This window comes from Streptomyces sp. NPDC002138, assembly GCF_040296485.1.
In the GTDB taxonomy this organism is placed as follows: domain Bacteria; phylum Actinomycetota; class Actinomycetes; order Streptomycetales; family Streptomycetaceae; genus Streptomyces.
This window is the reverse complement of sequence record NZ_JBEOXE010000022.1, coordinates 97956-118362: the sequence shown is the minus strand read 5'-3', so window position 1 is coordinate 118362 and position 20407 is coordinate 97956. Positions and strand designations below refer to the sequence as shown.

The 20407-nt window shown below is 72.7% G+C and carries 18 protein-coding genes; 9 read left to right on the top strand and 9 right to left on the bottom strand.

Features of this window, described 5'->3' with window-relative positions:
* Positions 1 to 1119, bottom strand: a 1119-nt coding sequence (locus ABT084_RS16995; RefSeq protein ID WP_351043935.1) for a homocysteine S-methyltransferase family protein, incomplete at its 3' end; no start/stop codon positions are given.
* A 251-nt stretch (positions 1120 to 1370) separates the two neighbouring features.
* Here ABT084_RS16995 and ABT084_RS16990 point away from each other — a divergent pair.
* The 5 genes from ABT084_RS16990 to ABT084_RS16970 all read left to right on the top strand — a co-directional run bounded on the left by ABT084_RS16990 (position 1371) and on the right by ABT084_RS16970 (position 7621).
* Positions 1371 to 2138 carry an IclR family transcriptional regulator gene (locus ABT084_RS16990; RefSeq protein WP_351043932.1) on the top strand — a complete coding sequence of 256 codons (768 nt, stop codon included), beginning with the start codon at positions 1371 to 1373 and terminating at the stop codon, positions 2136 to 2138.
* A 320-nt stretch (positions 2139 to 2458) separates the two neighbouring features.
* On the top strand, positions 2459 to 3241 hold the full coding sequence (locus ABT084_RS16985; protein ID WP_351043929.1) for an MIP/aquaporin family protein: 783 nt from the start codon (positions 2459 to 2461) through the stop codon (positions 3239 to 3241).
* A 77-nt stretch (positions 3242 to 3318) separates the two neighbouring features.
* Positions 3319 to 4845 carry a glycerol kinase GlpK gene (glpK, locus tag ABT084_RS16980; RefSeq protein ID WP_351043926.1) on the top strand — a complete coding sequence of 509 codons (1527 nt, stop codon included), beginning with the start codon at positions 3319 to 3321 and terminating at the stop codon, positions 4843 to 4845.
* 40 nt (positions 4846 to 4885) lie between these two features.
* Positions 4886 to 6493: a glycerol-3-phosphate dehydrogenase/oxidase gene (locus ABT084_RS16975; RefSeq protein WP_351043923.1), complete on the top strand. Its 1608-nt coding sequence runs from the start codon at positions 4886 to 4888 to the stop codon at positions 6491 to 6493.
* A gap of 147 nt (positions 6494 to 6640) precedes the next feature.
* Positions 6641 to 7621 carry a PAC2 family protein gene (locus ABT084_RS16970; protein WP_351043920.1) on the top strand — a complete coding sequence of 327 codons (981 nt, stop codon included), beginning with the start codon at positions 6641 to 6643 and terminating at the stop codon, positions 7619 to 7621.
* A 332-nt stretch (positions 7622 to 7953) separates the two neighbouring features.
* Here ABT084_RS16970 and mshC read toward each other — a convergent pair whose 3' ends face one another.
* The 4 genes from mshC to ABT084_RS16950 form a co-directional block, all read right to left on the bottom strand.
* Entirely contained in the window at positions 7954 to 9183 is a 1230-nt protein-coding gene (gene mshC, locus ABT084_RS16965; protein ID WP_351043917.1) for a cysteine--1-D-myo-inosityl 2-amino-2-deoxy-alpha-D-glucopyranoside ligase, read from the bottom strand.
* 121 nt (positions 9184 to 9304) lie between these two features.
* Positions 9305 to 10267, bottom strand: coding sequence for an SCO1664 family protein (locus tag ABT084_RS16960; RefSeq protein WP_502968954.1), 963 nt, complete (start codon positions 10265 to 10267; stop codon positions 9305 to 9307).
* The gene (locus tag ABT084_RS16955; protein ID WP_351043915.1) at positions 10231 to 10821 is read right to left on the bottom strand and encodes a DUF3090 domain-containing protein; all 591 of its coding nucleotides are present in this window, start codon (positions 10819 to 10821) and stop codon (positions 10231 to 10233) included. The genes ABT084_RS16960 and ABT084_RS16955 overlap by 37 nt, the downstream gene beginning before the upstream one ends.
* 92 nt (positions 10822 to 10913) lie before the next feature.
* On the bottom strand, positions 10914 to 11648 hold the full coding sequence (locus ABT084_RS16950; RefSeq protein ID WP_351043912.1) for a histidine phosphatase family protein: 735 nt from the start codon (positions 11646 to 11648) through the stop codon (positions 10914 to 10916).
* A gap of 54 nt (positions 11649 to 11702) precedes the next feature.
* On the opposite strand from ABT084_RS16950, the gene corA reads away from it, so the two are divergent.
* On the top strand, positions 11703 to 12695 hold the full coding sequence (gene corA, locus ABT084_RS16945) for a magnesium/cobalt transporter CorA (RefSeq protein ID WP_351043909.1): 993 nt from the start codon (positions 11703 to 11705) through the stop codon (positions 12693 to 12695).
* Here the strand turns inward: corA and ABT084_RS16940 are convergent.
* Positions 12673 to 13500: a ferritin-like domain-containing protein gene (locus tag ABT084_RS16940; protein WP_351043906.1), complete on the bottom strand. Its 828-nt coding sequence runs from the start codon at positions 13498 to 13500 to the stop codon at positions 12673 to 12675. The genes corA and ABT084_RS16940 overlap by 23 nt on opposite strands.
* A 241-nt stretch (positions 13501 to 13741) precedes the next feature.
* Positions 13742 to 14791: an LLM class F420-dependent oxidoreductase gene (locus ABT084_RS16935; RefSeq protein WP_351043903.1), complete on the bottom strand. Its 1050-nt coding sequence runs from the start codon at positions 14789 to 14791 to the stop codon at positions 13742 to 13744.
* A 122-nt stretch (positions 14792 to 14913) separates the two neighbouring features.
* Between ABT084_RS16935 and ABT084_RS16930 the strand changes: the two genes are divergently transcribed.
* Together ABT084_RS16930 and ABT084_RS16925 are read left to right on the top strand one after the other, a co-directional pair.
* Positions 14914 to 15906, top strand: coding sequence for an aldo/keto reductase (locus ABT084_RS16930; RefSeq protein ID WP_351043900.1), 993 nt, complete (start codon positions 14914 to 14916; stop codon positions 15904 to 15906).
* Complete coding sequence (locus ABT084_RS16925; RefSeq protein WP_502968952.1) at positions 15903 to 18377, top strand: ATP-dependent DNA helicase; 2475 nt, start codon at positions 15903 to 15905, stop codon at positions 18375 to 18377. Before ABT084_RS16930 ends, ABT084_RS16925 begins: the two co-directional genes overlap by 4 nt.
* 80 nt (positions 18378 to 18457) lie before the next feature.
* Here the strand turns inward: ABT084_RS16925 and ABT084_RS16920 are convergent, their stop codons facing one another.
* Positions 18458 to 19123 (bottom strand): hypothetical protein, encoded by a 666-nt coding sequence (locus tag ABT084_RS16920; RefSeq protein WP_351043897.1) that lies wholly within the window; start codon positions 19121 to 19123, stop codon positions 18458 to 18460.
* A gap of 47 nt (positions 19124 to 19170) precedes the next feature.
* On the opposite strand from ABT084_RS16920, the gene ABT084_RS16915 reads away from it, so the two are divergent.
* Positions 19171 to 19359: a DUF5703 family protein gene (locus ABT084_RS16915; protein WP_283452490.1), complete on the top strand. Its 189-nt coding sequence runs from the start codon at positions 19171 to 19173 to the stop codon at positions 19357 to 19359.
* Between the two features lie 48 nt (positions 19360 to 19407).
* Here the strand turns inward: ABT084_RS16915 and ABT084_RS16910 are convergent, their stop codons facing one another.
* Positions 19408 to 20226 (bottom strand): chaplin, encoded by an 819-nt coding sequence (locus tag ABT084_RS16910; RefSeq protein ID WP_351043894.1) that lies wholly within the window; start codon positions 20224 to 20226, stop codon positions 19408 to 19410.
* Positions 20227 to 20407: the final 181 nt, after the last annotated feature.

Below are 20407 nucleotides of genomic sequence, written 5' to 3'. Positions count from 1 at the left end.
CCAACGCGCCTCCAGCATCGCGTCCCGGAACTTCTTCGACCCGTTCGCGTTCGTCCGCTCACCGATCGCCATGAACGCCAGATCCTGACGGAACGGAACCGTCTGGTAGAGAGACGACGCCCCGGGCTCCGGGGCGGGCTCCCGCCCGGTGACCGCCGCACCCCGGACCCGCTCGACCACCTGACGCAGGTGCTCCGGCGTCGTACCGCAGCAGCCGCCGACCAGGGAGAGCCCGTACTCGCGGACGAAGGTCTCCTGCGCGTCCGCCAGCTCGCTCGCGGAGAGCGGGTAGTGGGCGCCGTCCTTGGTCAGGACGGGCAGGCCGGCATTGGGCATGCAGGAGATCGGGATACGGGCATTGCGGGCGAGGTAGCGCAGGTGCTCGCTCATCTCCGCCGGACCCGTCGCGCAGTTCAGCCCGATCATGTCCACACCCAGGGGCTCCAGCGAGGTCAGCGCCGCACCGATCTCCGACCCCAGCAGCATCGTCCCCGTCGTCTCCACCGTCACCGAACAGATCAGCGGAACCGACACACCCAGCGCATCCATCGCCCGCCGCGCACCGATGATCGAAGACTTCGTCTGCAACAAGTCCTGCGTCGTCTCCACCAGCAGCGCATCCGCACCACCCGTGATCAGACCCTCCGCATTGATCTGGTACGCGTCCCGGATCGCCTCGTAGCGGATGTGGCCGAGGGTGGGCAGCTTGGTGCCCGGGCCCATCGAACCCAGTACCCAGCGCTGCTGACCGGTGGAGGCGGTGAACTCGTCGGCGACCTCGCGGGCGATCCGGGCGCCGGATTCGGACAGCTCGAAATTGCGTTCGGGGATGTCGTACTCGATGAGGGCGGAGAGGTTCGCGCCGAAGGTGTTGGTCTCGACGCAGTCCACGCCGACGGAGAAGTAGGCCTCGTGGACCGAGCGCACGATGTCGGGGCGCGTGACGTTCAGGACCTCGTTGCAGCCTTCCAGCTGCTGGAAGTCTTCCAGGGTGGGGTCCTGGGCCTGGAGCATGGTTCCCATGGCTCCGTCGGCGACCACCACGCGGGTGGCCAGCGCCTGCCGGAGGGCGTCGGCCCGGTTCTGGGTGTCTGCGGGCGGGTTCGGCAACGAGGCCATGGTTGAGCTCCCTGGGATGCGACGGCTGTCGGCTTTGCACCCCCTCTGTGTCAAGGGTGCACGCGGTCAGGGTAACCGCGTGGAACCGGCCCCGGTGGGGGTGTCCCACGTGGCGGACTGCATTCTGTGCGCGGGGGTGGGCCGGGCCTGGCCGGTTCGCCGTGGCTCGAACGTTTTCCCCACCATGCGCACAGTCGGCATCGACCGATACTGTTCAGCATTGTCGAACTACGTCAGCAGGAGGCAGCCCGATGGCACGGAACATCCAGTCGCTCGAGCGAGCCGCTGCGATGCTGCGACTCCTGGCGGGCGGTGAGCGCCGCTACGGCCTGTCGGACGTGGCCTCCTCGCTGGGGCTGGCCAAGGGCACGGCCCACGGCATCCTGCGCACCCTTCAGGCCGAGGGTTTCGTGGAGCAGGACGCCATCTCGGGCCGCTACCAGCTGGGCGCGGAGCTGCTGCGCCTGGGCAACAGCTATCTCGACGTCCACGAGCTGCGCGCCCGCGCGCTGGTCTGGACGGACGATCTGGCCCGGGCGAGCGGCGAGAGCGTGTACGTGGGGGTGCTGCACAAGAGCGGGGTGCTGATCATGCACCACGTCTTCCGCCCCGACGACAGCCGTCAGGTGCTGGAGGTGGGGGCCATGCAGCCGCTGCATTCCACGGCCCTGGGCAAGGTGCTGTCCGCGTACGACCCGGTGGCGCACAGCCAGGCCGTGGAGGCCGAGCGGGAGTCGTTCACGCCCCGTACGGTCACGGACCGGGCCGGCTTCGAAGAGGTGCTGGACCTGATCCGGGCGCGCGGCTGGGGCTCCGACGTCGAGGAGACCTGGGACGGTCTGGCCTCGGTGGCGGCGCCGATCCACGACCGGCGGCGGATGCCGGTCGGCGCGGTGGCGGTCTCGGGTGCCGTGGAGCGGGTCTGCGGCGCGTCCGGGGAGCCCCGTCCGGCGCTGGTCGCGGCCGTGCGGGACTGTGCGCGCGCGGTTTCGCGCGACCTTGGCGCGGGCCGGTTCTGACCTTCCCTTCGCGGCCACAGGCCGCTTCTTGGCCGTTCCATGCCCATTTCGGCCTGTTCCTGACCATGGGATGGCTGGATTTGGGCGATCGTACCTAGTGGTAACGATCCGGCACTTTGGCCTGGTCAACCCTTGACGCATTCTCCACCCGGGCGGAAAACTGCCGTTCACCGGTCGGCATTGTCGAACACCTAACGGCAATACGCGTTAAGGTATGGCGAGGCCAAGGACCGGTGCAGCACTCACCGAGTGCGTGGGACCACCGGAGGGACCCGGTGTTCCGCCCACCCCCATGGACGTTTTTGACAAAGGAGTCGCGGGTGTCCAGCTCCGACATCTTCATCGGCGAGACCATCGGTACCGCCCTGCTCACCCTGCTCGGCGGTGGCGTCTGCGCCGCCGTGACGCTCAAGAGCTCGAAGGCCCGCAACGCGGGCTGGCTGGCGATCACGTTCGGCTGGGGATTCGCCGTCCTCATCGCCGCCTACGTGTCCGCGCCGCTCTCGGGTGCTCACCTGAACCCGGCGGTCACCGTCGGCCTCGCCATCAAGAGCGGCGACTGGAGCGACGTGCCGGTGTACTTCGCCGGCCAGCTGCTCGGCGCCATGCTCGGCGCCGTCCTGATGTGGGCGACGTACTACGGCCAGTTCCGCGCCCACCTCGCCGACCCGGAGCACATCCGCGACGCCAAGCTGGGCCCCGAGGACCCGCACCCGCACGACCAGGCCGGTCCGGTGCTCGGTGTCTTCTCCACGGGCCCCGAGATCCGTAACGTCGTCCAGAACCTCATCACCGAGATCATCGGCACGGCGGTCCTGGTCCTGGCCATCCTGACCCAGGGCCTCCAGGACGACGGCAAGGGCCTCGGCGTCATCGGCGTCCTGATCACCTCGTTCGTGGTCGTCGGCATCGGCCTCTCGCTCGGCGGGCCGACCGGCTACGCGATCAACCCGGTGCGTGACCTCGGTCCCCGCATCGTGCACGCCCTGCTTCCGCTTCCCAACAAGGGCGGCTCGGATTGGGGATACTCCTGGATCCCGGTGGTCGGACCGCTCGCCGGTGCCGCACTCGCCGGCGGTCTGTACAACCTCGCGTTCGCCTGATCAGTACCGGCACGTTTCGCAAGATCCGCACCGCCCCCTGATTCCGCCTACTCACAGACCTGCCAGGAGCAGCCACCATGACCAGCAGCACCGGCCCCTTCATCGCCGCGATCGACCAGGGCACCACCTCCTCCCGCTGCATCGTCTTCGACCGCGACGGCCGCATCGTCGCCGTCGACCAGAAGGAGCACGAGCAGATCTTCCCGAAGCCGGGCTGGGTCGAGCACGACGCCACCGAGATCTGGACCAACGTCCAGGAGGTCGTCGCCGGGGCCATCGCCAAGGCCGAGATCACCGCCGCCGACGTCAAGGCCGTCGGCATCACCAACCAGCGCGAGACCACGCTGCTGTGGGACAAGAACACCGGCGAGCCGGTCCACAACGCGCTGGTCTGGCAGGACACCCGCACCGACTCCCTCTGCAAGGAGCTCGGCCGCAACGTCGGCCAGGACCGCTTCCGCCGCGAGACGGGCCTCCCCCTCGCGTCGTACTTCGCCGGTCCCAAGGTCCGCTGGCTGCTCGACAACGTCGAGGGCCTGCGCGAGCGCGCCGAGGCCGGGGACATCCTCTTCGGCACCATGGACTCCTGGGTCATCTGGAACCTCACCGGCGGCGCCCAGGGCGGCGTGCACGTCACCGACGTCACCAACGCCTCGCGCACCATGCTGATGAACCTGCACACCCTGGCCTGGGACGACAAGATCGCGGAGTCGATGGGCGTCCCGCTCAACGTCCTCCCCGAGATCAAGTCCTCCGCCGAGGTCTACGGCCACGTCAAGGACGGCGTCCTCGCCGGTGTCCCGGTCGCCTCGGCACTCGGTGACCAGCAGGCCGCGCTGTTCGGCCAGACCTGTTTCGCCGAGGGCGAGGCGAAGTCGACGTACGGCACCGGCACCTTCATGCTGATGAACACCGGCGACAAGATCATCAACTCCTACAGCGGCCTGCTGACCACGGTCGGCTACCAGATCGGCGACCAGAAGCCGGTCTACGCGCTGGAGGGCTCCATCGCCGTCACCGGCTCGCTCGTCCAGTGGATGCGCGACCAGATGGGCATGATCAAGACCGCGGCCGAGATCGAGACCCTCGCGTCCTCGGTCGAGGACAACGGCGGCGCGTACTTCGTGCCCGCCTTCTCCGGCCTGTTCGCCCCGTACTGGCGCTCCGACGCCCGCGGTGTGATCGCCGGCCTCACCCGGTACGTCACCAAGGCGCACATCGCCCGTGCCGTCCTCGAGGCCACCGCCTGGCAGACCCGCGAGATCACCGACGCCATGACCAAGGACTCCGGCGTCGAGCTGGCGGCCCTCAAGGTCGACGGCGGCATGACCTCCAACAACCTGCTGATGCAGACCCTCTCCGACTTCGTGGACGCCCCCGTGGTGCGCCCGATGGTCGCCGAGACCACCTGCCTCGGCGCCGCCTACGCCGCCGGCCTGGCCGTCGGCTTCTGGCCCGACACCGACGCCCTGCGCGCCAACTGGCGCCGCGCGGCGGAGTGGACCCCGCGCATGCCCGCCGAACAGCGGGACCGCGAGTACAAGAGCTGGCTCAAGGCCGTGGAGCGGTCCATGGGCTGGGTCGACGACGAAGACGCCAGCTGACCGCACCAGCTGAGTCAATCGACGAGGAGCTAAGAGAGATATGAGCAGCCTGCAGAGCGTTCCCTCACTGGGATCGCACCCGACCGCCGGTTCGAACGCGAGCCGAGCCGAGACCCGCGAGCAGCTGGCCAAGGCCACGTACGACCTGCTCGTCATCGGCGGTGGAATCCTGGGCACCTCGGTGGCCTGGCACGCCGCGCAGTCGGGTCTGCGGGTCGCCATGGTGGACGCCGGCGACTTCGCCGGCGCCACCTCCTCCGCCTCCTCCAAGCTCGTCCACGGTGGCTTGCGCTACCTGCAGACCGGCGCGGTCAAGCTGGTCGCCGAGAACCACCACGAGCGCCGGGTACTGGCCAAGGACGTGGCCCCGCACCTGGTCAACCCGCTGACCTTCTACCTCCCCGTGTACAAGGGCGGCCCGGTCGGCGCCGCGAAGCTGGGCGCGGGCGTCTTCGCGTACTCGGCGCTGTCCGCCTTCGGTGACGGCATCGGCAAGGTCATATCGCCGGCCCGCGCCGTCGCCGACAACCCGGGTCTGAAGACCGACAACCTCAAGGCCGTCGCGGTCTACTACGACCACCAGATGAACGACTCCCGCGTCGCCGTCATGACGGTCCGCGCGGCCGTCGAGTCGGGCGCGGTCGTCCTGAACCACGCCGAGGTCACCGGTCTGCGCATGACGCAGGGCCGGGTCTCGGGCGCCGAGCTCAAGGACCGTCTCGACGGCACCGAGTTCGGGGTGAACGCGCGCGTCGTGCTCAACGCCACCGGCCCGTGGGTGGACCACCTGCGGCGCATGGAAGACAAGCACTCGATGCCGTCGATCCGCCTCTCCAAGGGCGCGCACATCGTGATGAAGCGCAAGTCGCCGTGGAAGGCCGCCATGGCCACCCCGATCGACAAGTACCGCATCACCTTCGCCCTCCCCTGGGAGGACCAGCTGCTCCTCGGTACGACCGACGAGGTCTACGAGGGCGACCCGGCGGACGTGCGCGCCACGGAGTCCGACATCGAGCAGATCCTCGACGAGGCGGCGTTCTCGGTGAAGGACGCCGACCTCGACCGCTCGCTGATGACCTACGCCTTCGCGGGCCTGCGGGTGCTGCCCGGCGGCCCCGGCGGGGTCGAGAAGGCCAAGCGCGAGACGGTGGTCTCCGAGGGCCGCGCGGGCATGCTGTCGGTGGCCGGCGGCAAGTGGACGACGTACCGGCACATCGGCCGCGTCGTCATGGACAAGCTGGCGAAGCTCCCGGGCAGCCCGCTCGTCGACGACATGGAGCCGGTCAAGTCCCTGGTCCGCCGGGTGCCGCTGCCCGGTGTCGCCAACCCCAACGCGGTCGCGCACCGACTGCTGATCGACCGTGACCCGGGCTCCCGGATGGACCCGCTGACCGCGCGCCACCTGGCCTCGCACTACGGCTCGCTGGCCTTCGACATCGCGCGCCTCGCCAACGAGGACCCGGCGCTGGCCGAGCGGATCCACGAGGACGGCCCGGAGATCTGGGCGCAGGTCGCCTACGCCCGTGACCACGAGTGGGCGGAGACGGTGGACGACGTCCTGCGCCGCCGTACGACGGTCACCGTGCGCGGTCTCGACAACGCCGAGGTACGCGGCCGGGTCGAGGAGATGCTGAGCCGCAAGGCATAGCGGAAGGACGCCTGAGGCATAGCTTCCGCGCAGGTGGGGAAGAGGGGTGGTCCCGGGGACCACCCCTTTTCCATGGGCTGTGGCAGGCATCCCGTCAAGGCTTAGGCTGGCCCCCGTACACAAGGGGAACTTCGGAAGGAGACCTGGGTGATCGAGCTTGAGGGCGTGCCCGAGCTGATCGACCCGGTCATGGTGGCCGCGTTCGAGGGCTGGAACGACGCGGGTGACGCCGCCTCCGGTGCGGTCACGCACCTGGACCGGGAGTGGAAGGGCGAGGTGTTCGCGGCGCTCGACGCTGAGGACTACTACGACTTCCAGGTCAACCGTCCGACGGTGTGGCTGGACAACGGGGTACGGAAGGTCACCTGGCCGACCACCCGGCTGTCCGTGGTCCGGGTGGGCGGCGCCAAGCCGCGCGACCTGGTCCTGGTCCGGGGCATCGAACCGTCCATGCGGTGGCGGTCGTTCTGCAACGAGATCCTCGGTTTCGCCCATGAACTGGGCGTGGAGATGGTGGTCATCCTGGGCGCGCTGCTCGGGGACACCCCGCACACCCGGCCGGTGCCGGTGAGCGGGGTGACGTCCGATCCGGACCTGGCGCGGACGATGGACCTGGAGGAGACCCGGTACGAGGGCCCCACGGGCATCGTCGGGATCCTCCAGGAGGCCTGCACCCACGCGGGGGTGCCGGCCGTCTCGCTGTGGGCGGCGGTGCCGCACTACGTGTCGCAGCCGCCGAACCCGAAGGCGACGCTGGCCCTCCTGAACCGGCTGGAGGACCTGATCGACATCCGCATCCCGCTGGGTGAACTCCCGGAGGACGCGCGGGCGTGGCAGGTGGGCGTGGACCAACTGGCCGCCGAGGACAGCGAGGTGGCGGAGTACGTCCAGACGCTGGAGGAGGCGCGGGACACGGCGGACCTGCCGGAGGCCTCCGGGGAGGCGATCGCGCGGGAGTTCGAGCGGTACCTGCGGCGGCGGGACGGTGGGCCGGGGACGGGTGAGCCGGGGGACGGTTCGTACCTGTGGGACCCGTCGAGCGGCAAGCCGAGGCCGCCGCGGCGCAAACCGGACCCCTCCGGGGAGGACCCGGCCGACCCCCCGCCGGAGGAAACCCCGGACCCGTAGCCCTCGCTCGCCGGGCGGGCTGCCTTCGCCCTCAAACGCCGGGCGGGCTGACATCTCCACCCCCGCCGGGCCCCAGCGCCCTCAAACGCCGGGCAGGCTGCACATCCAGCCCCGCCGGCAGGGCGGGACCGCCCGCGGCACAACCAGCCCCGCCGGCGTTTGAGGCGCCCCCGGAGGGCGGACCAGCCGCACCCGGACGCAGCGCCCTCAAACGCCGGGCAGGCTGCACAACCAGCCCCGCCGGCGTTTGAGGCGCCCCCGGAGGGCGGATGCGGGGCGGGCGTGCCGCAGCCCCCGGCCTGGGAGGGCGGGGGCTGCGGGGGGAGCCTGGGTTAGAGGGCTACGCCCAGGAGGGCGTCCACCGTGCGCGAGACGAGGCCGGGCGCGGCCTCGTCGGAGCCGCCGGAGGCGATCTGGGCGTCCGCCCAGCGATCCACGGCCGCCAGCGCGGCAGGCGCGTCCAGATCGTCCGCGAGCGCCTCCCGCACCTCCTCCACGAGCGCGTCGGCCGAAAGCCCGTCCGGCCGGGACACGGCGGCCCGCCACCGCTCCAGCCGCGCCACCGCATCGGCGAGCACCTGGTCCGTCCACTCCCAGTCGGCCCGGTAGTGGTGCGACAGCAGGGCCAGGCGGATCGCCGCCGGGTCCACCCCCGCCCGCCGCAGCGCGGACACGAAGACCAGGTTGCCCTTGGACTTCGACATCTTCGCGCCGTTCAGCCCGACCATGCCCGCGTGCACGTAGGCCTTGGCCATCGGGAACTCGCCGGTCAGCGCCTGCGCGTGCGAGGCACCCATCTCGTGGTGCGGGAAGGCCAGGTCGGACCCGCCGCCCTGGATGTCGAAGCCCATGCCCAGGTGGTCCAGGGCGATGGCGACGCACTCGATGTGCCAGCCGGGCCGGCCGCGGCCCAGCGAGGCCCCGTCCCAGCTCGGCTCGCCCGGGCGGGCGGCCATCCACAGCATCGGGTCGAGCGGGTTCTTCTTGCCCGGGCGCTCCGGGTCACCGCCGCGCTCGGCGGAGAGCAGCCGCATCGCCTCGGCGTCGAGGTGCGAGACCCCGCCGAAGTGCGGGTCGGACTCGACCGAGAAGTAGGTGTCGCCGTCGAGTTCGTACGCGGCGCCCGCGTCCCGGAGCCGCTCCACGAGCGGCACGATGCCGGGTATGGCCTCGACGGCCCCGATGTAGTGCTGCGGCGGGAGCATCCGCAGCGCGGTCATGTCCTCGCGGAACAGGGCGGTCTCGCGCTCGGCGAGTTCGGTCCAGTCGTGGCCGTCGCGCAGGGCCCGCTCCAGGAGCGGATCGTCCACGTCGGTCACGTTCTGGACGTAGTGCACCTGCCGCTTGGTGTCGAGCCACACGCGCTGCACGAGGTCGAACGCGTTGTAGGTCGCCGCGTGACCCATGTGGGTCGCGTCGTACGGGGTGATTCCGCAGACGTAGATACGGGCGACGGGACCGGGGGAAAGGGTGACCTTCCCCTGAGTCGAAGTGTCGTGGATCTGGAGGTCGCGGCCCTTGCCAGGCAGGGCGGGGACCTCAGAAGCGGGCCAGGCATGCATGACTCGAGCCTAACCGGACGGGTGTTCCTGAAACGAACCGGACCTGCGCTCTTGGCGTGATCGCCGCCCTTGCGATCCGGCCCGTTGTGTGCGTACGTCCCCGCGCGGCCGGGGTCGGCCGTCAGACGGGCGGCCAGGGGATCGAGGGCCAGTCGCCGGAGGGCCGGGGGTGCTCCCCGGTGCGCAGCAGATCCGCCACCCGGCCCCGTACGGCGTCCAGCTCGGCCGGTGTGATCAGTTCCGCCAGTCGGGTGGCGAGCGGGGCCCCGTCGGCCAGCAGGAGGGTCAGGGAGGCGAGCGCCGCGCGGGCCTCACCGGTCAGCGGCTCTCCGGCCCAGCCCCAGAGCAGGGTGCGCAGTTTGTCCTCGGTGTGGAAGCTGACGCCGTGGTCGATGCCGTAGAGCCGGCCGTCGGGGGCGGGCAGCAGGTGGCCGCCCTTGCGGTCGCCGTTGTTGATCACGGCGTCGAGGACGGCGAGCCGGCGCAGCCGGGGGTCGTCGGCGTGCACGAGGAGCGCGGTGCGGCCTTCGCCGACCTCGGCGAGCGCGACGGGCTTCCAGCCCTCCCCCGCTTCCTCGCCCTCGACCAGGGCGAGGAGGTTCCCCGCGGGATTCCCCTCCCCGGCGTCGTCGGTCTCCCCCGCCTCGTCGCCGGACTCGATCCACTGCTGGACCATGCCCTCGCCGTACGGCCCGTCGCGCAGCACGGTCGCCGGGATCAGGCCCCACCCCATGGCCTCGGAGACCAGGAAGGCGGCGCGCTCGCGCTGGGCGAGGTTCCCGTCGGGGAAGTCCCACAGCGGCCGCTCGCCCTTGACCGGCTTGTAGACGCAGTCCACGCTCACCCCGTCCTGGGTGGCGGTGCACAGCAGTACGGCGTTGGACGCCTCGCGGATCCGCCCCTGGACGGTCAGTTCGCCGTGGGTGAGCACGTCGAGGACCCCCTGGGTCCGGTCCTCCCGCGTCGCGTCCCCGTCTTCCCGCGTCGCGTCCCGGTCTTCCCGCGTCGCGTCCCGGTCTTCCTGCGTCACGTCGTCCCCCATCGCGTTCACGCCCCGCGCCGGTAGCCGTTCTGGCGCGGACAGACGTGCCCCTCGGGGTCCAGCGGGAGGCTGCACAGCGGGCAGGGCGGCCGGCCCGCGTTGACGACGTCCAGGGCCCGCTTGGCGAAGGCGCGGGCCTGCGCCCCGGAGAGGCGCACCCGCAGCATCGGCGGGCCGTTCTCCTCGTCCTGGAGCAGCCGCTCCTCCGCCTCGGCGAGGTCCTCGTCCGAGTCGGCGTCGAGTTCCACCAGCGCCTGCGCCTCGACGATCATGCGCTGTTCCTCGCCGTCCCAGGCCAGGGCCATGGTGCCGACGCGGAACTCCTCCTCGACCGGCACGTCCAGCGGCGCCGTGTCCGCCGCCTCGGCGGGGGCGACCGCGGGCACGGGGGCATTGCCCCCGGTGCGCCGTACGACTTCGTCCAGCAGCTCGTCCATCCGCTCCGCGAGCGCCGCGACCTGGGTCTTCTCCAGGGACACGCTGGTCACGCGCGGTCCGGTGGAAGCCTGGAGGAAGAAGGTACGGCGTCCGGGCAGGCCGACCGTGCCGGCCACGAAGCGGTCCGGGGGGTCGTAGAGGAACACCTGACGGGGCACGTCCAGTCTCCAGTCTCTGCGGCAGCGGGAGCTCTGCGCACGCGTGTCTGTGCTGATGAATCGGGGCCAGTCCACCCTACTGCGCCGTTCGATCACACAGCGCCCGCACCGCCTCCCACGACGGCGTTCCCGCCGTCTTCGGCGCCTTTGTCCGCGCCCTCCGCAGCGCCCTCCGCCGCGGGATCGGCGGACGGCCGGGGGGCGAGGCCCGCGAAGTCCCCGGTGTCGCCCAGCCGGAGCAGGAACGGGCGGGTCGGGGTGTAGCGGATCGCGGTGATCGAACAGGGGTCGACGTGGATGCGCTGGAAGAGGTCGAGGTGCATGCCGAGGGCGTCGGCGACGAGCGACTTGATGATGTCGCCGTGCGAACACATGAGGTACGCGGCGTCGGCGCCGTGCTCCTCGTCGATCCGCGCGTTCCACTCGCGCACGGCGTCCACGGCGCGCGCCTGCATGGCGCGCATGGACTCGCCGCCGGGGAACGCCGCGGCCGAGGGATGCTGCTGGACGATCCGCATCAGGGGTTCGTCGGAGAGTTCGGAGAGTTTGCGGCCGGACCAGTCGCCGTAGTGGCACTCGCCGATCCGCTCGTCCGGGTGCAGCGGCAGCTCCGGCCGGGCGGCGAGCAGCGGCGCCAGCGTCTGGCGGCAGCGCTCCAGCGGGCTGGTGACGGCGGCCGCGAGCGGCAGGTCCGCGAGGCGGCCCGGCAGCGCGGCGGCCTGTTCGGCGCCGCGTTCGTCCAGCTCGACGCCGGGGGTCCAGCCGGCGAGCAGTCCTGCGGTGTTGGCGGTGGACCGCCCGTGTCGTACGAGGATCAGCGTGGCCATGCGGACAGGGTATGCGCTCGGCGTGTTGTGCGGCCGGGGCCGGGTCAGGGAAGAATGCCCCGGGTGATTGTGGACTGCGCGATTTACCGGGACGGCCGCCGTACCGATGGACCGGATGACTTCTCGGACGCCCTGGCCGAGGCCCGGGCCGCCGGGGACGCCTTCCTGTGGGTCGGTATGCACGAGCCGTCGGCGAAGGAATTCGAGCACGTCAGCCAGGAGTTCGGGCTGCACGCGCTCGCCGTCGAGGATGCCCTGACCGCGCACCAGCGGCCGAAGCTGGAGGTGTACGACGACTCGCTGTTCGTCGTCCTGAAGCCGGTCATGTACGACGACGCCTCGGACACGGTGACCACGGGCGAGCTGATGGTCTTCATCGGCGACTCGTTCGTGGTGACGGTGCGGCACGGCGAGGGGGCCGCGCTCACCGCCGTACGCCACCGGCTGGAGCAGGAGCCGGACGTGCTCAAGCACGGGCCGACGGCGGTGCTGTACGCGGTGGCGGACGCGGTCGTGGACCACTACATCGAGGTGGCGGCGGAGCTGCAGTCGGATCTGGAGGAGCTGGAGGCGGAGGTGTTCGCGCCGATTCCCTCGGACGCGAAGAACACGGCCGGCCGGATCTACGGATTCAAGCGGCAGGTGCTGGAGTTCCGGCGGGCCACCAGTCCGCTGCTCCAGCCGATGGACCGGCTCGCCTCGGGGAACGTGCCGTTCGTGCACGATCACTCGCGGCCCTTCTTCCGCGACGTCTCCGACCACCTGACCAAGGCGAACGAGTACATCGAGGGCCTGGACCGGCTGCTGTCGGACGCCCTGTCGGCGCACCTGGCGCAGATGGGGGTGCGGCAGAACGACGACATGCGCAAGATCTCGGCGTGGGCGGCGATGGCGGCCGTACCCACGATGGTCGCCGGGATCTACGGCATGAACTTCGAGCACATGCCGGAGCTGAAGCACCCGTGGGGCTATCCGGCCGTGGTGGTCGTGATGGTGGTCCTGTGCGTGGGCCTGCACCGGATGTTCAAGCGGCGGGGCTGGCTGTAGCGACCGGCACGCCCGGGCGGGACCGTCCTGCACCGGGGCCGCTGCCGCCGCCGAGGGCGTCGCGCCGCTCGGGCATCCGCAGGCTCACCATGCGGTGCCAGCCCGCGAAGCGCTCGTACGCGTAGCGGGAGCGGATTCCGGCGGCGAGCGCGGCGGACTTCGGCGCGGGCCATCGCAGCAGCCGTCCCATGTGCGCCATGACGGCGAGGCTGACGTCGCGGTGGACGGCGATCTCGGCGAGCGCGCTCTGGCGCAGCAGCCGTTGGATGGTGCGGCCGTGGCCCCCGGCGGCGAGGCGCAGCAGTTCCTCGTGGCAGTAGGCGAGGTGGTTGTCCTCGTCGGCGCTGATCATGCGCAGGGCCCTGCCGACCTCCGGGTGGTCCCCGAAGTGCCGTACCAGCAGGTTCATCTGGTCGGCGGCGCGCTGCTCGGTGACCCGGCTGTGGGCGAGGTAGACGACGATGTCCCGCTCGGTCAGGGGTTCGGCGCGGCGCAGCTTGTCGTGGGCGAGCCCGATGCCGAGCCGCTCCAGCTTCATCGTGTAGTCCGTGTCGGCCGGGACGGTGACGGCGTGCAGTCCCCGGTGGCGCAGCAGGGCGTGGAAGATCCGTCCGTGCTTGTCCTCGTCGGCGCCGTGCCGGACGATCCGGGGCGCGAGGTGGCGCAGGCCGTGCGGCACCAGCGCCGCGATCCGCGCGTTCTCCCAGCCGCCCTGGGACTCGCCGCTGGCGGCGATGGAGCAGAAGAGCTGGAAGGAGTCGTCGTGGTCGAGGATCTCCCGGAACAGGCTGCGGGCAGAGAGCATGGGACGGAACACCTCCGGGCGGATCGGGCCTTCACTCAAGTCCCGATCCCCGGGGCGGGCAACCGTAGGTAGGCCATACGTAGCCCGTGCGGAGCCGATACGTCGCACTACTCGGCCGAACGACGGACCCGAAGGGGTACGCCCGGGGGCGTAACCCGCCGGGCCCCCGGCGCGTTGTTCGCTGTGCCGGCCGTGGCGGGGAAGACCCCCCGAGCCCCCACCACGGCCGCAGGGCTTTTGACTACGCGACCCCGGCCCGCTCCAGGGCCTCGGTTCCGGCGCGCAGGGCGGCGACCCGCTCCTCCAGGGTGAACCCGGCCGGGGCCAGCGTCAGCGTGGTGACCCCGGCCTCGGCGTAGGCCGTCATCTTGTCGGCGATCCGCTCCACGGAGCCGAGCAGGGTGGTCGAGTCGATCAGCGAGTGCGGGATCGCGGCGGCCGCGCCGGTCTTGTCGCCCGCCAGGTACTTGTCCTGGATCTCGGCGGCTTCCTTCTCGTAGCCCATGCGCTGGGCGAGCTGGTTGTAGAAGTTCTGCTTGCGGCTGCCCATGCCGCCGACGTACAGGGCGGTGTAGGGGCGGAACATGTCGGCGAGCGCGGTCACGTCGTCGCCGACGGCGAGCGGGACCGTCGGGCAGACGTCGAAGCCGTCCATGGTCAGTCCGGCCTTCTCGCGGCCCGCCCGGATGTGGGTGAGGGCGGTGGCCTCGAGGTGCTCGGCGGCCGGGAAGATCAGCAGCGCGCCGTCGGCGATCTCGCCGGTCTGCTCCAGGTTCTTGGGGCCGATGGCGGCGATGTAGAGCGGGATGTGCTCGCGCGTGGGGTGCACCGTGAGCTTGAGCGGCTTGCCGGGGCCGCCGGGCAGCGGCAGGGTCCAGTGCTCGCCGTCGTGCGAGAGGCGCTCGCGGCTCATGGCCTTGCGCACGATCTCGACGTACTCGCGGGTGCGGGCCAGCGGCTTGTCGAACTTCACGCCGTACCAGCCCTCGGAGACCTGCGGGCCGGAGACGCCGAGACCCAGGCGGAAGCGGCCGCCGGAGAGGGAGTCCAGGGTGGCGGCGGTCATCGCGGTCATCGCGGGCTGGCGGGCCGGGATCTGGAGGATCGCGGAGCCGATGTCGATGCGCTCGGTCTGGGCGGCGACCCAGGCCAGCACGGTGGGGGCGTCGGAGCCGTAGGCCTCGGCGGCCCAGCACACGTCGTAGCCGAGGCGGTCGGCCTCCTGGGCGACGGCCAGATTGTCGGCGTCCATGCCCGCGCCCCAGTAGCCGAGATTGATGCCGAGCCGCATGTCGTCCCCTTTAAGCCGGTACACGTCTGTACTGATGAGTAACGTCGCTGTCCCCGGGGACTCTAGCGCGCCGGGGCACCATCCGTCAGGGCCTCACGCGTCCCGCAGTACGCTCAGCGCTCATGGAGCAGAGGCATCTCGGCCGCACCGGCCTGCGCGTGTCCCGGCTGGGCCTCGGCACCCTGACGTGGGGCCGGTCGGCCGGCGGGGAGAGCGAGGAAGCCGCCGCCGATCAGCTCAAGACGTTCTGGGACGCGGGCGGCACGCTGGTCGACACCGCCGACGTGTACGGGGACGGCGAGGCGGAATACCTCCTGGGCCGGCTCCTGGACGGGCTGGTGCCGCGCCGGGACCTGGTCATCGCCACCAAGGCGGGCGGGGCGGCGGATCCGGACCGCCGCTTCGACTGCTCGCGCGGGCACCTGCTGGCGGCGCTGGACGATTCGCTGGCGCGCCTGGGCACCGATCACGTCGACCTCTGGCAGGTCCACGCCTTCGACCCCTTCACCCCGCTGGAGGAGACCCTGCACGCGCTGGACCTCGCGGTCAGCAGCGGGCGGGCGCGGTACGTGGGGGTGACGGACTTCTCCGGCTGGCAGCTGGCGAAGGCGGCGACCTGGCAGCTGGCCGCGCCGGGCGTCAGGACGCGGCTCGCCTGCACCCAAATGGAGTACTCCCTGCTCCAGCGCGGCGTGGAGCGGGAAGTGCTGCCCGCGGCCCTGGACCTGGGCGTCGGGCTGCTGCCCTCGTCCCCGCTGGGGCGCGGGGTGCTGACCGGCAAGTACCGCGACGGCATCCCCGCGGACTCCCGGGGGGCCTCGCAGACCCTGGCCGCCTTCGTGGATCCGTACCTGGACGACACCGCGAGCCGGATCGTGGACGCGGTGGCGACGGCGGCCCACGGGCTGGCCGTGACCCCGCTCCAGGTGGCCCTGGCCTGGATCCGCGACCGCCCTGGGGTCGCGGCCCCGATCGTGGGGGCCCGTACGTCGGCCCAGCTCGCGGAGGCCCTGTCGGTGGAGGCGCTTAGTCTTCCCGAGGAGATCTGCCGCGCGCTGGACGACGTCTCGGCGCCCGTGCACCGCTATCCCGATCCTGACTGGAGCATGCTGTGAGTACGGACCGCACGGACCCGCCCCCGGAGGCCACCCCCACCGCCCCCGAGGCGACAGGGGCGCACGCGGAACCGGGCGCCTCCGGCGAGGCGGCGCGGAACGACGCGGCCCCGCCCGCCCCGGCCGCCGACGGCGACGCCCCGTCCGCCGTGGAGCCGGAGGGTGTCGACGGCGACGCGCCGTCCGCCGTGGAGCCGGACGGTGTCGAGGGTGACGCTCCGTCTGCCGCCGAGGCGGACGGTGTCGAGGGTGCGGCCGACGCGGACGCGGCCGGGGCGGAAGGCTCCGGCGGTGGCGTGGACGGCCAGGACGAGGGCGCGGCGGAGTCCGGCGGGCCGGACGCGTCGGCCGACGCGGAGGGCTCGGGCGGTGCCGACGGCGCTCCGGCCGACGAGAGCGGCGCGCACTCCGGCGCGGGCGACGACGGGGGCGCCGGAGCGACGGGCGCGGGGATTCCCGGGCAGAGCGGCGAGGCCGGCGCGGCCGCGGGCGGGCTCAGCGAGGCCGCCGCCGAGCTGGCCGCGCAGAAGGTCGAGCGGGAGCGGATCGCGCGGCGCAAGGCCGAGCGCACGGCTCCCGTCGAGGCCGGGGCCAAGCTCAGCGGCACGGCGGCGGACCTGCTGGCCGCCGTCCGCGCCGTGGAGGGCGGGGAGAAGCCGCCCTCGCGGTACTTCGACGACGCCCCGGCCGCGCCCCGCCGCACCCCGGCCCCGGCACCGGCCCCCGCCGCCGAACGCCCCCGGACCGCGCCGCGGCCCCCCGCGCCCGCGGAGGCCGTCGCGGCCGTGCGCGCGCTGCTCGCCCGTACCGGCGGCCCCGAGGCCGTCGCCGCCAAGGCCGCCGAGGCACTCGGTGAGGACGCCGCCGGGCGGCTCACCGAGGACCCCTGGCAGCTGCTGTCGGTACCGGGCGTCCGCCCGACCCAGGCCGACGGGTTCGCCCGCGCCCTGCTGGGCGCGGACTGCGGCCCCGGGGACGAGCGCCGCACGGCCGCCCTCGTGGCCTGGCTGCTGGCCCAGGCGGCCCTGAAGGGCCACACCGCGCTGGAGGCCTCGGTGCTGACCGGCGCCCTCGGCCAGTACGCCGTGCCCGACCCGGCCGAGGCCCTGGAGCAGGCCATCGGCGACGGCGACGTCCTCGTCTTCCAGGAACCCGTCGGGGAGCCCGTCGCGGAGGGCGAGGAGCAGCCCGTCCGGATCCTGGTCGGCCCGGAGGGCCTGGCCCTGGCCGAGGAGAGCCTCGCCGACGGCCTGGCCCGCCTGGTCAACACCTTCGGTGAGGCCGCCGACCCGGCCGAGTGGGCCAAGGCCGCCCCCGGCGACGGCGCCGCCGCCGAGCTGATCCGCGCCGTCGCGGGCCACGGCCTGGTGACCCACACCGGCGGCGAGGCGGCCCGCGCGGAGCCCCTGGCCCTGCTCGCCACCGCCCGCGCGCTCGGCCTGCGCGCCTGGCTCGCCTGCCACACGCCCGCGACCCGGGACGCGGCGGGCGAGGGCGCCGCGACCGTGGCGGGGCTGCTGGCCGGGACCGAGGGACCGGGCCGGGACCAGGACGGCCAGCTCGCCCTGGACCTGCTCGTCGTCACCGACGCCCCGCAGCTCGATGTGGAAAGCGCCGCCGCGCTCGTCGAATCCGTCCCCGACGGTGCCCGGCTGGTGCTGTCCGGGGATCCCGCCGTGCTCGGATCCGCGGGCCCCGGGCGGGTGTTCGCGGACGTACTGGCCGCCCGCGCCTGCCCCGGGCTCGCCTCCCGCGTCCCGGACCCGGGCCCGCTCGGCGAGCTGGTCTCCGGGGTCGGCGCCGGCGAGCTGCTCGCGGTCGAGGCCCCCGGCAAGGAGGTCGTCATCGTCCCGGTGCGCGATGCCGGGGAGGCCGTCCACCGCACGGTCCAGCTGGTGTCCGAGTCCGTACCGCGCGCCTTCGGCATCCCCGCCGAGGGGGTCCAGGTCATCACCCCGGGCCACGGCGGCTCGGCGGGCACCCGGGCGCTGAACGCCGCGCTCAAGGAGCGGCTGAACCCGGGCCCCGGCCGGTTCGGCGGTTTCGACCCCGGCGATCGGATCGTGTACGTGCCCTCCCCGGGCCGCGCGCTGCCGGGCCGGGTGGTCACGGCCGACGCCGAGGGGCTCCACCTGGACTGCCCCGGCGCGGGCGGGCGGGTCGTCGTACCGAAGGAGCGGGTGGAGTCGGCGGTGCGCCACGGCTGGGCCGTGACGGCGCACCAGGCCGTCGGCTCGCGATGGCCGGGTGTGGTCGTCGTGCTGCCCGGTGACGCGGCGGACGCGCTGTCGCGGGACTGGGTGTACACGGCCTTCGGGCGGGCCGAGCGGCACCTGTCCGTGGTGCACGGCGTGGACCAGGCACTGCCGCGCGCGGTGGCGGAGGTCACGGCGAAGCCCCGGACGACCCGGCTGAGCGGCCTGCTGCGCGCCCTCACGGCCGCCGCGGCGGCCGGGGACCGCCCGGAGTGAGCCGGGAGTGAGACCGGGGCCCCGTCCCGCGCGGTGATGCGCGGGGCGGGGCCCCGGGTCGGTACTGGATCCGCCCGGTCCTAGGCCGTCTCTTGGGTGGCGGTCGGTGCCAGGCCGGGGTGTTCGGCGTCGATGTCGTCCTCGTCGAACTCGTCGTCGAAGACGGAACTCACGTCGAACCGGTGCAGCACGTGCTCCGGATCGGCGTGGTCGAAGGGGGAGCCCAGCCACTCCCCCGGTTCGGCGGCTTCCTCGGTGGGCGCGAGCCAGAGCGTGGAGTCGCCCTCCTCGAGCCCGAACTCCTTGTAACGGGAGGCGATCTCGTCCGGCTCGTACTCGCCGAAGAGGACGCCGAGCGCGCCCCCGGTCCCGCCGTCGTGGACGCGTTCGGCGTCCGGGTCGTGGGCGGCCACGCGCTCGGCCTGGGCGATCAGCCGCTGCGGTTCGGCGACCACGTAGTCGCGGCGGATCAGCACGCTGAACGCGGTGGGGTCGGCGGGGCCGGTGTACGGGACACCGTCCTCGGTGTCGGGGATCTCGAAAGGAGTGACCTCGTCGTAGCGGTCGTAGAGGAGTTCGTCGTACTCCTCGGCGGCGGCGGCGAGTTCGTTGAACGCGGCGTAGACGGCCGGATCATCGTCTCCGGACCTGCCCTCGACCGCCGCGAGGTGACGGTCCAGCGCGGTCTTGACGGCCTCGGCGGCGGCACGTACCTCGGCAACAGTGGGCAGAGCGGCATCAGACATAGAGCAGACGCTATCCGTACCGGGGCTCCGTCTGCACAATAGATGCGATGCCGGAATACGAATTTGTCGACGTGTACGTACCGCGCGGGGTGCCTCGCAAGGAGGCGACCCGGCTGCTGACCGACCATGCCGAGTACGGGAACTGGGAGCTGGACCGGCTCACGCTGCACCGCGACGGGAGCCGTCGGGTGAGACTGCGGCGCCGGATCATCCGTCAGATACGCGCGACCTGGTGACGCGGGCCCCGGCAGGGGCCCGCGTCACGGGCGGTACGTGAGCCCCCGTCAGGCGGCGTTGCGGGCCCGCCGGTAGAGCAGGGCGCCGGCCAGCAGCATCCCGCCGGCGAGCGGTACGGCCGCGCCCACGGCGCCACCGGCTCCGGTGGCGGCGAGGGCCTCGGTACCGGTGCCGGTACCGCTCCCGCTCGGGGTTCCGGGGTGGGTGACCGGGGTGCCGGTAACGCTCCCGCTCGGGGTTCCGGGGTGGGTGACCGGGGTGCCGGTGCCCGTCCCGTGGCCGCTCTGCGTGCCCGGGGTCCCGCCCGGGGTGCCGGTGTGTCCGCCGGGGGCGCCGGGGTTCCCGCCGGGGGTGCCCGGCGTACCGGGGTTGCCGCCGTGCCCTCCGGTGCCGCCGTGCCCGCCGGGCGTGCCCGGGTTACCGCCGTGGTCGCCGTTGCCGCCGTGGCCGCCCGGCGTGCCCGGGTTACCGCCGTGGTCGCCATTGCCCCCGTGGCCGCCCGGGTGGCCGCCGTGCCCCCCGTGGTCATCCGGCTCGCACGGCTCGTCCGGGTGGTTCTGGCCCGGGTACTCGTGGCCCTGGTGGCCGCTCGGCCTGCCGGAGGTGTTCGCGCAGTGGTTCCCGAACGCGGGGTTCAGGGCTCCCACCACCGTCACGCTGTTCCCGCAGGCGTTCACCGGCGCGTCCACGGGAGCCTCGAGGGCGTTCCCGGACAGCAGTCCCGGCGAGTTCGCGGCGTGCCCGGACGCGGTGGCACCGCCGCCGTCGGCGTGGGCGTACCCGCCGCCCAGCGCCAGCATGCCGCCCGCGGCCGCCATGGTGATCAGTGTCTTCCGGGCGGTCTGTTGCCGTCGGATGTGTCGCATGTGTACGTGTCCCCAACCCTGGTCCGCTGTGCGCGGCCGCAGCTCTGTACGTTCGCTTCGGATCGGCGTACCGGCGGTACCGGTCTCCCCCGCCTCGTACGTTCCGTACGCCGAAGAACTGTCCGGAAAGCCCTGCGCCCCGGAGCGCTGGAATGCGCTCCGGGGCCGGGGACTTCAGAGC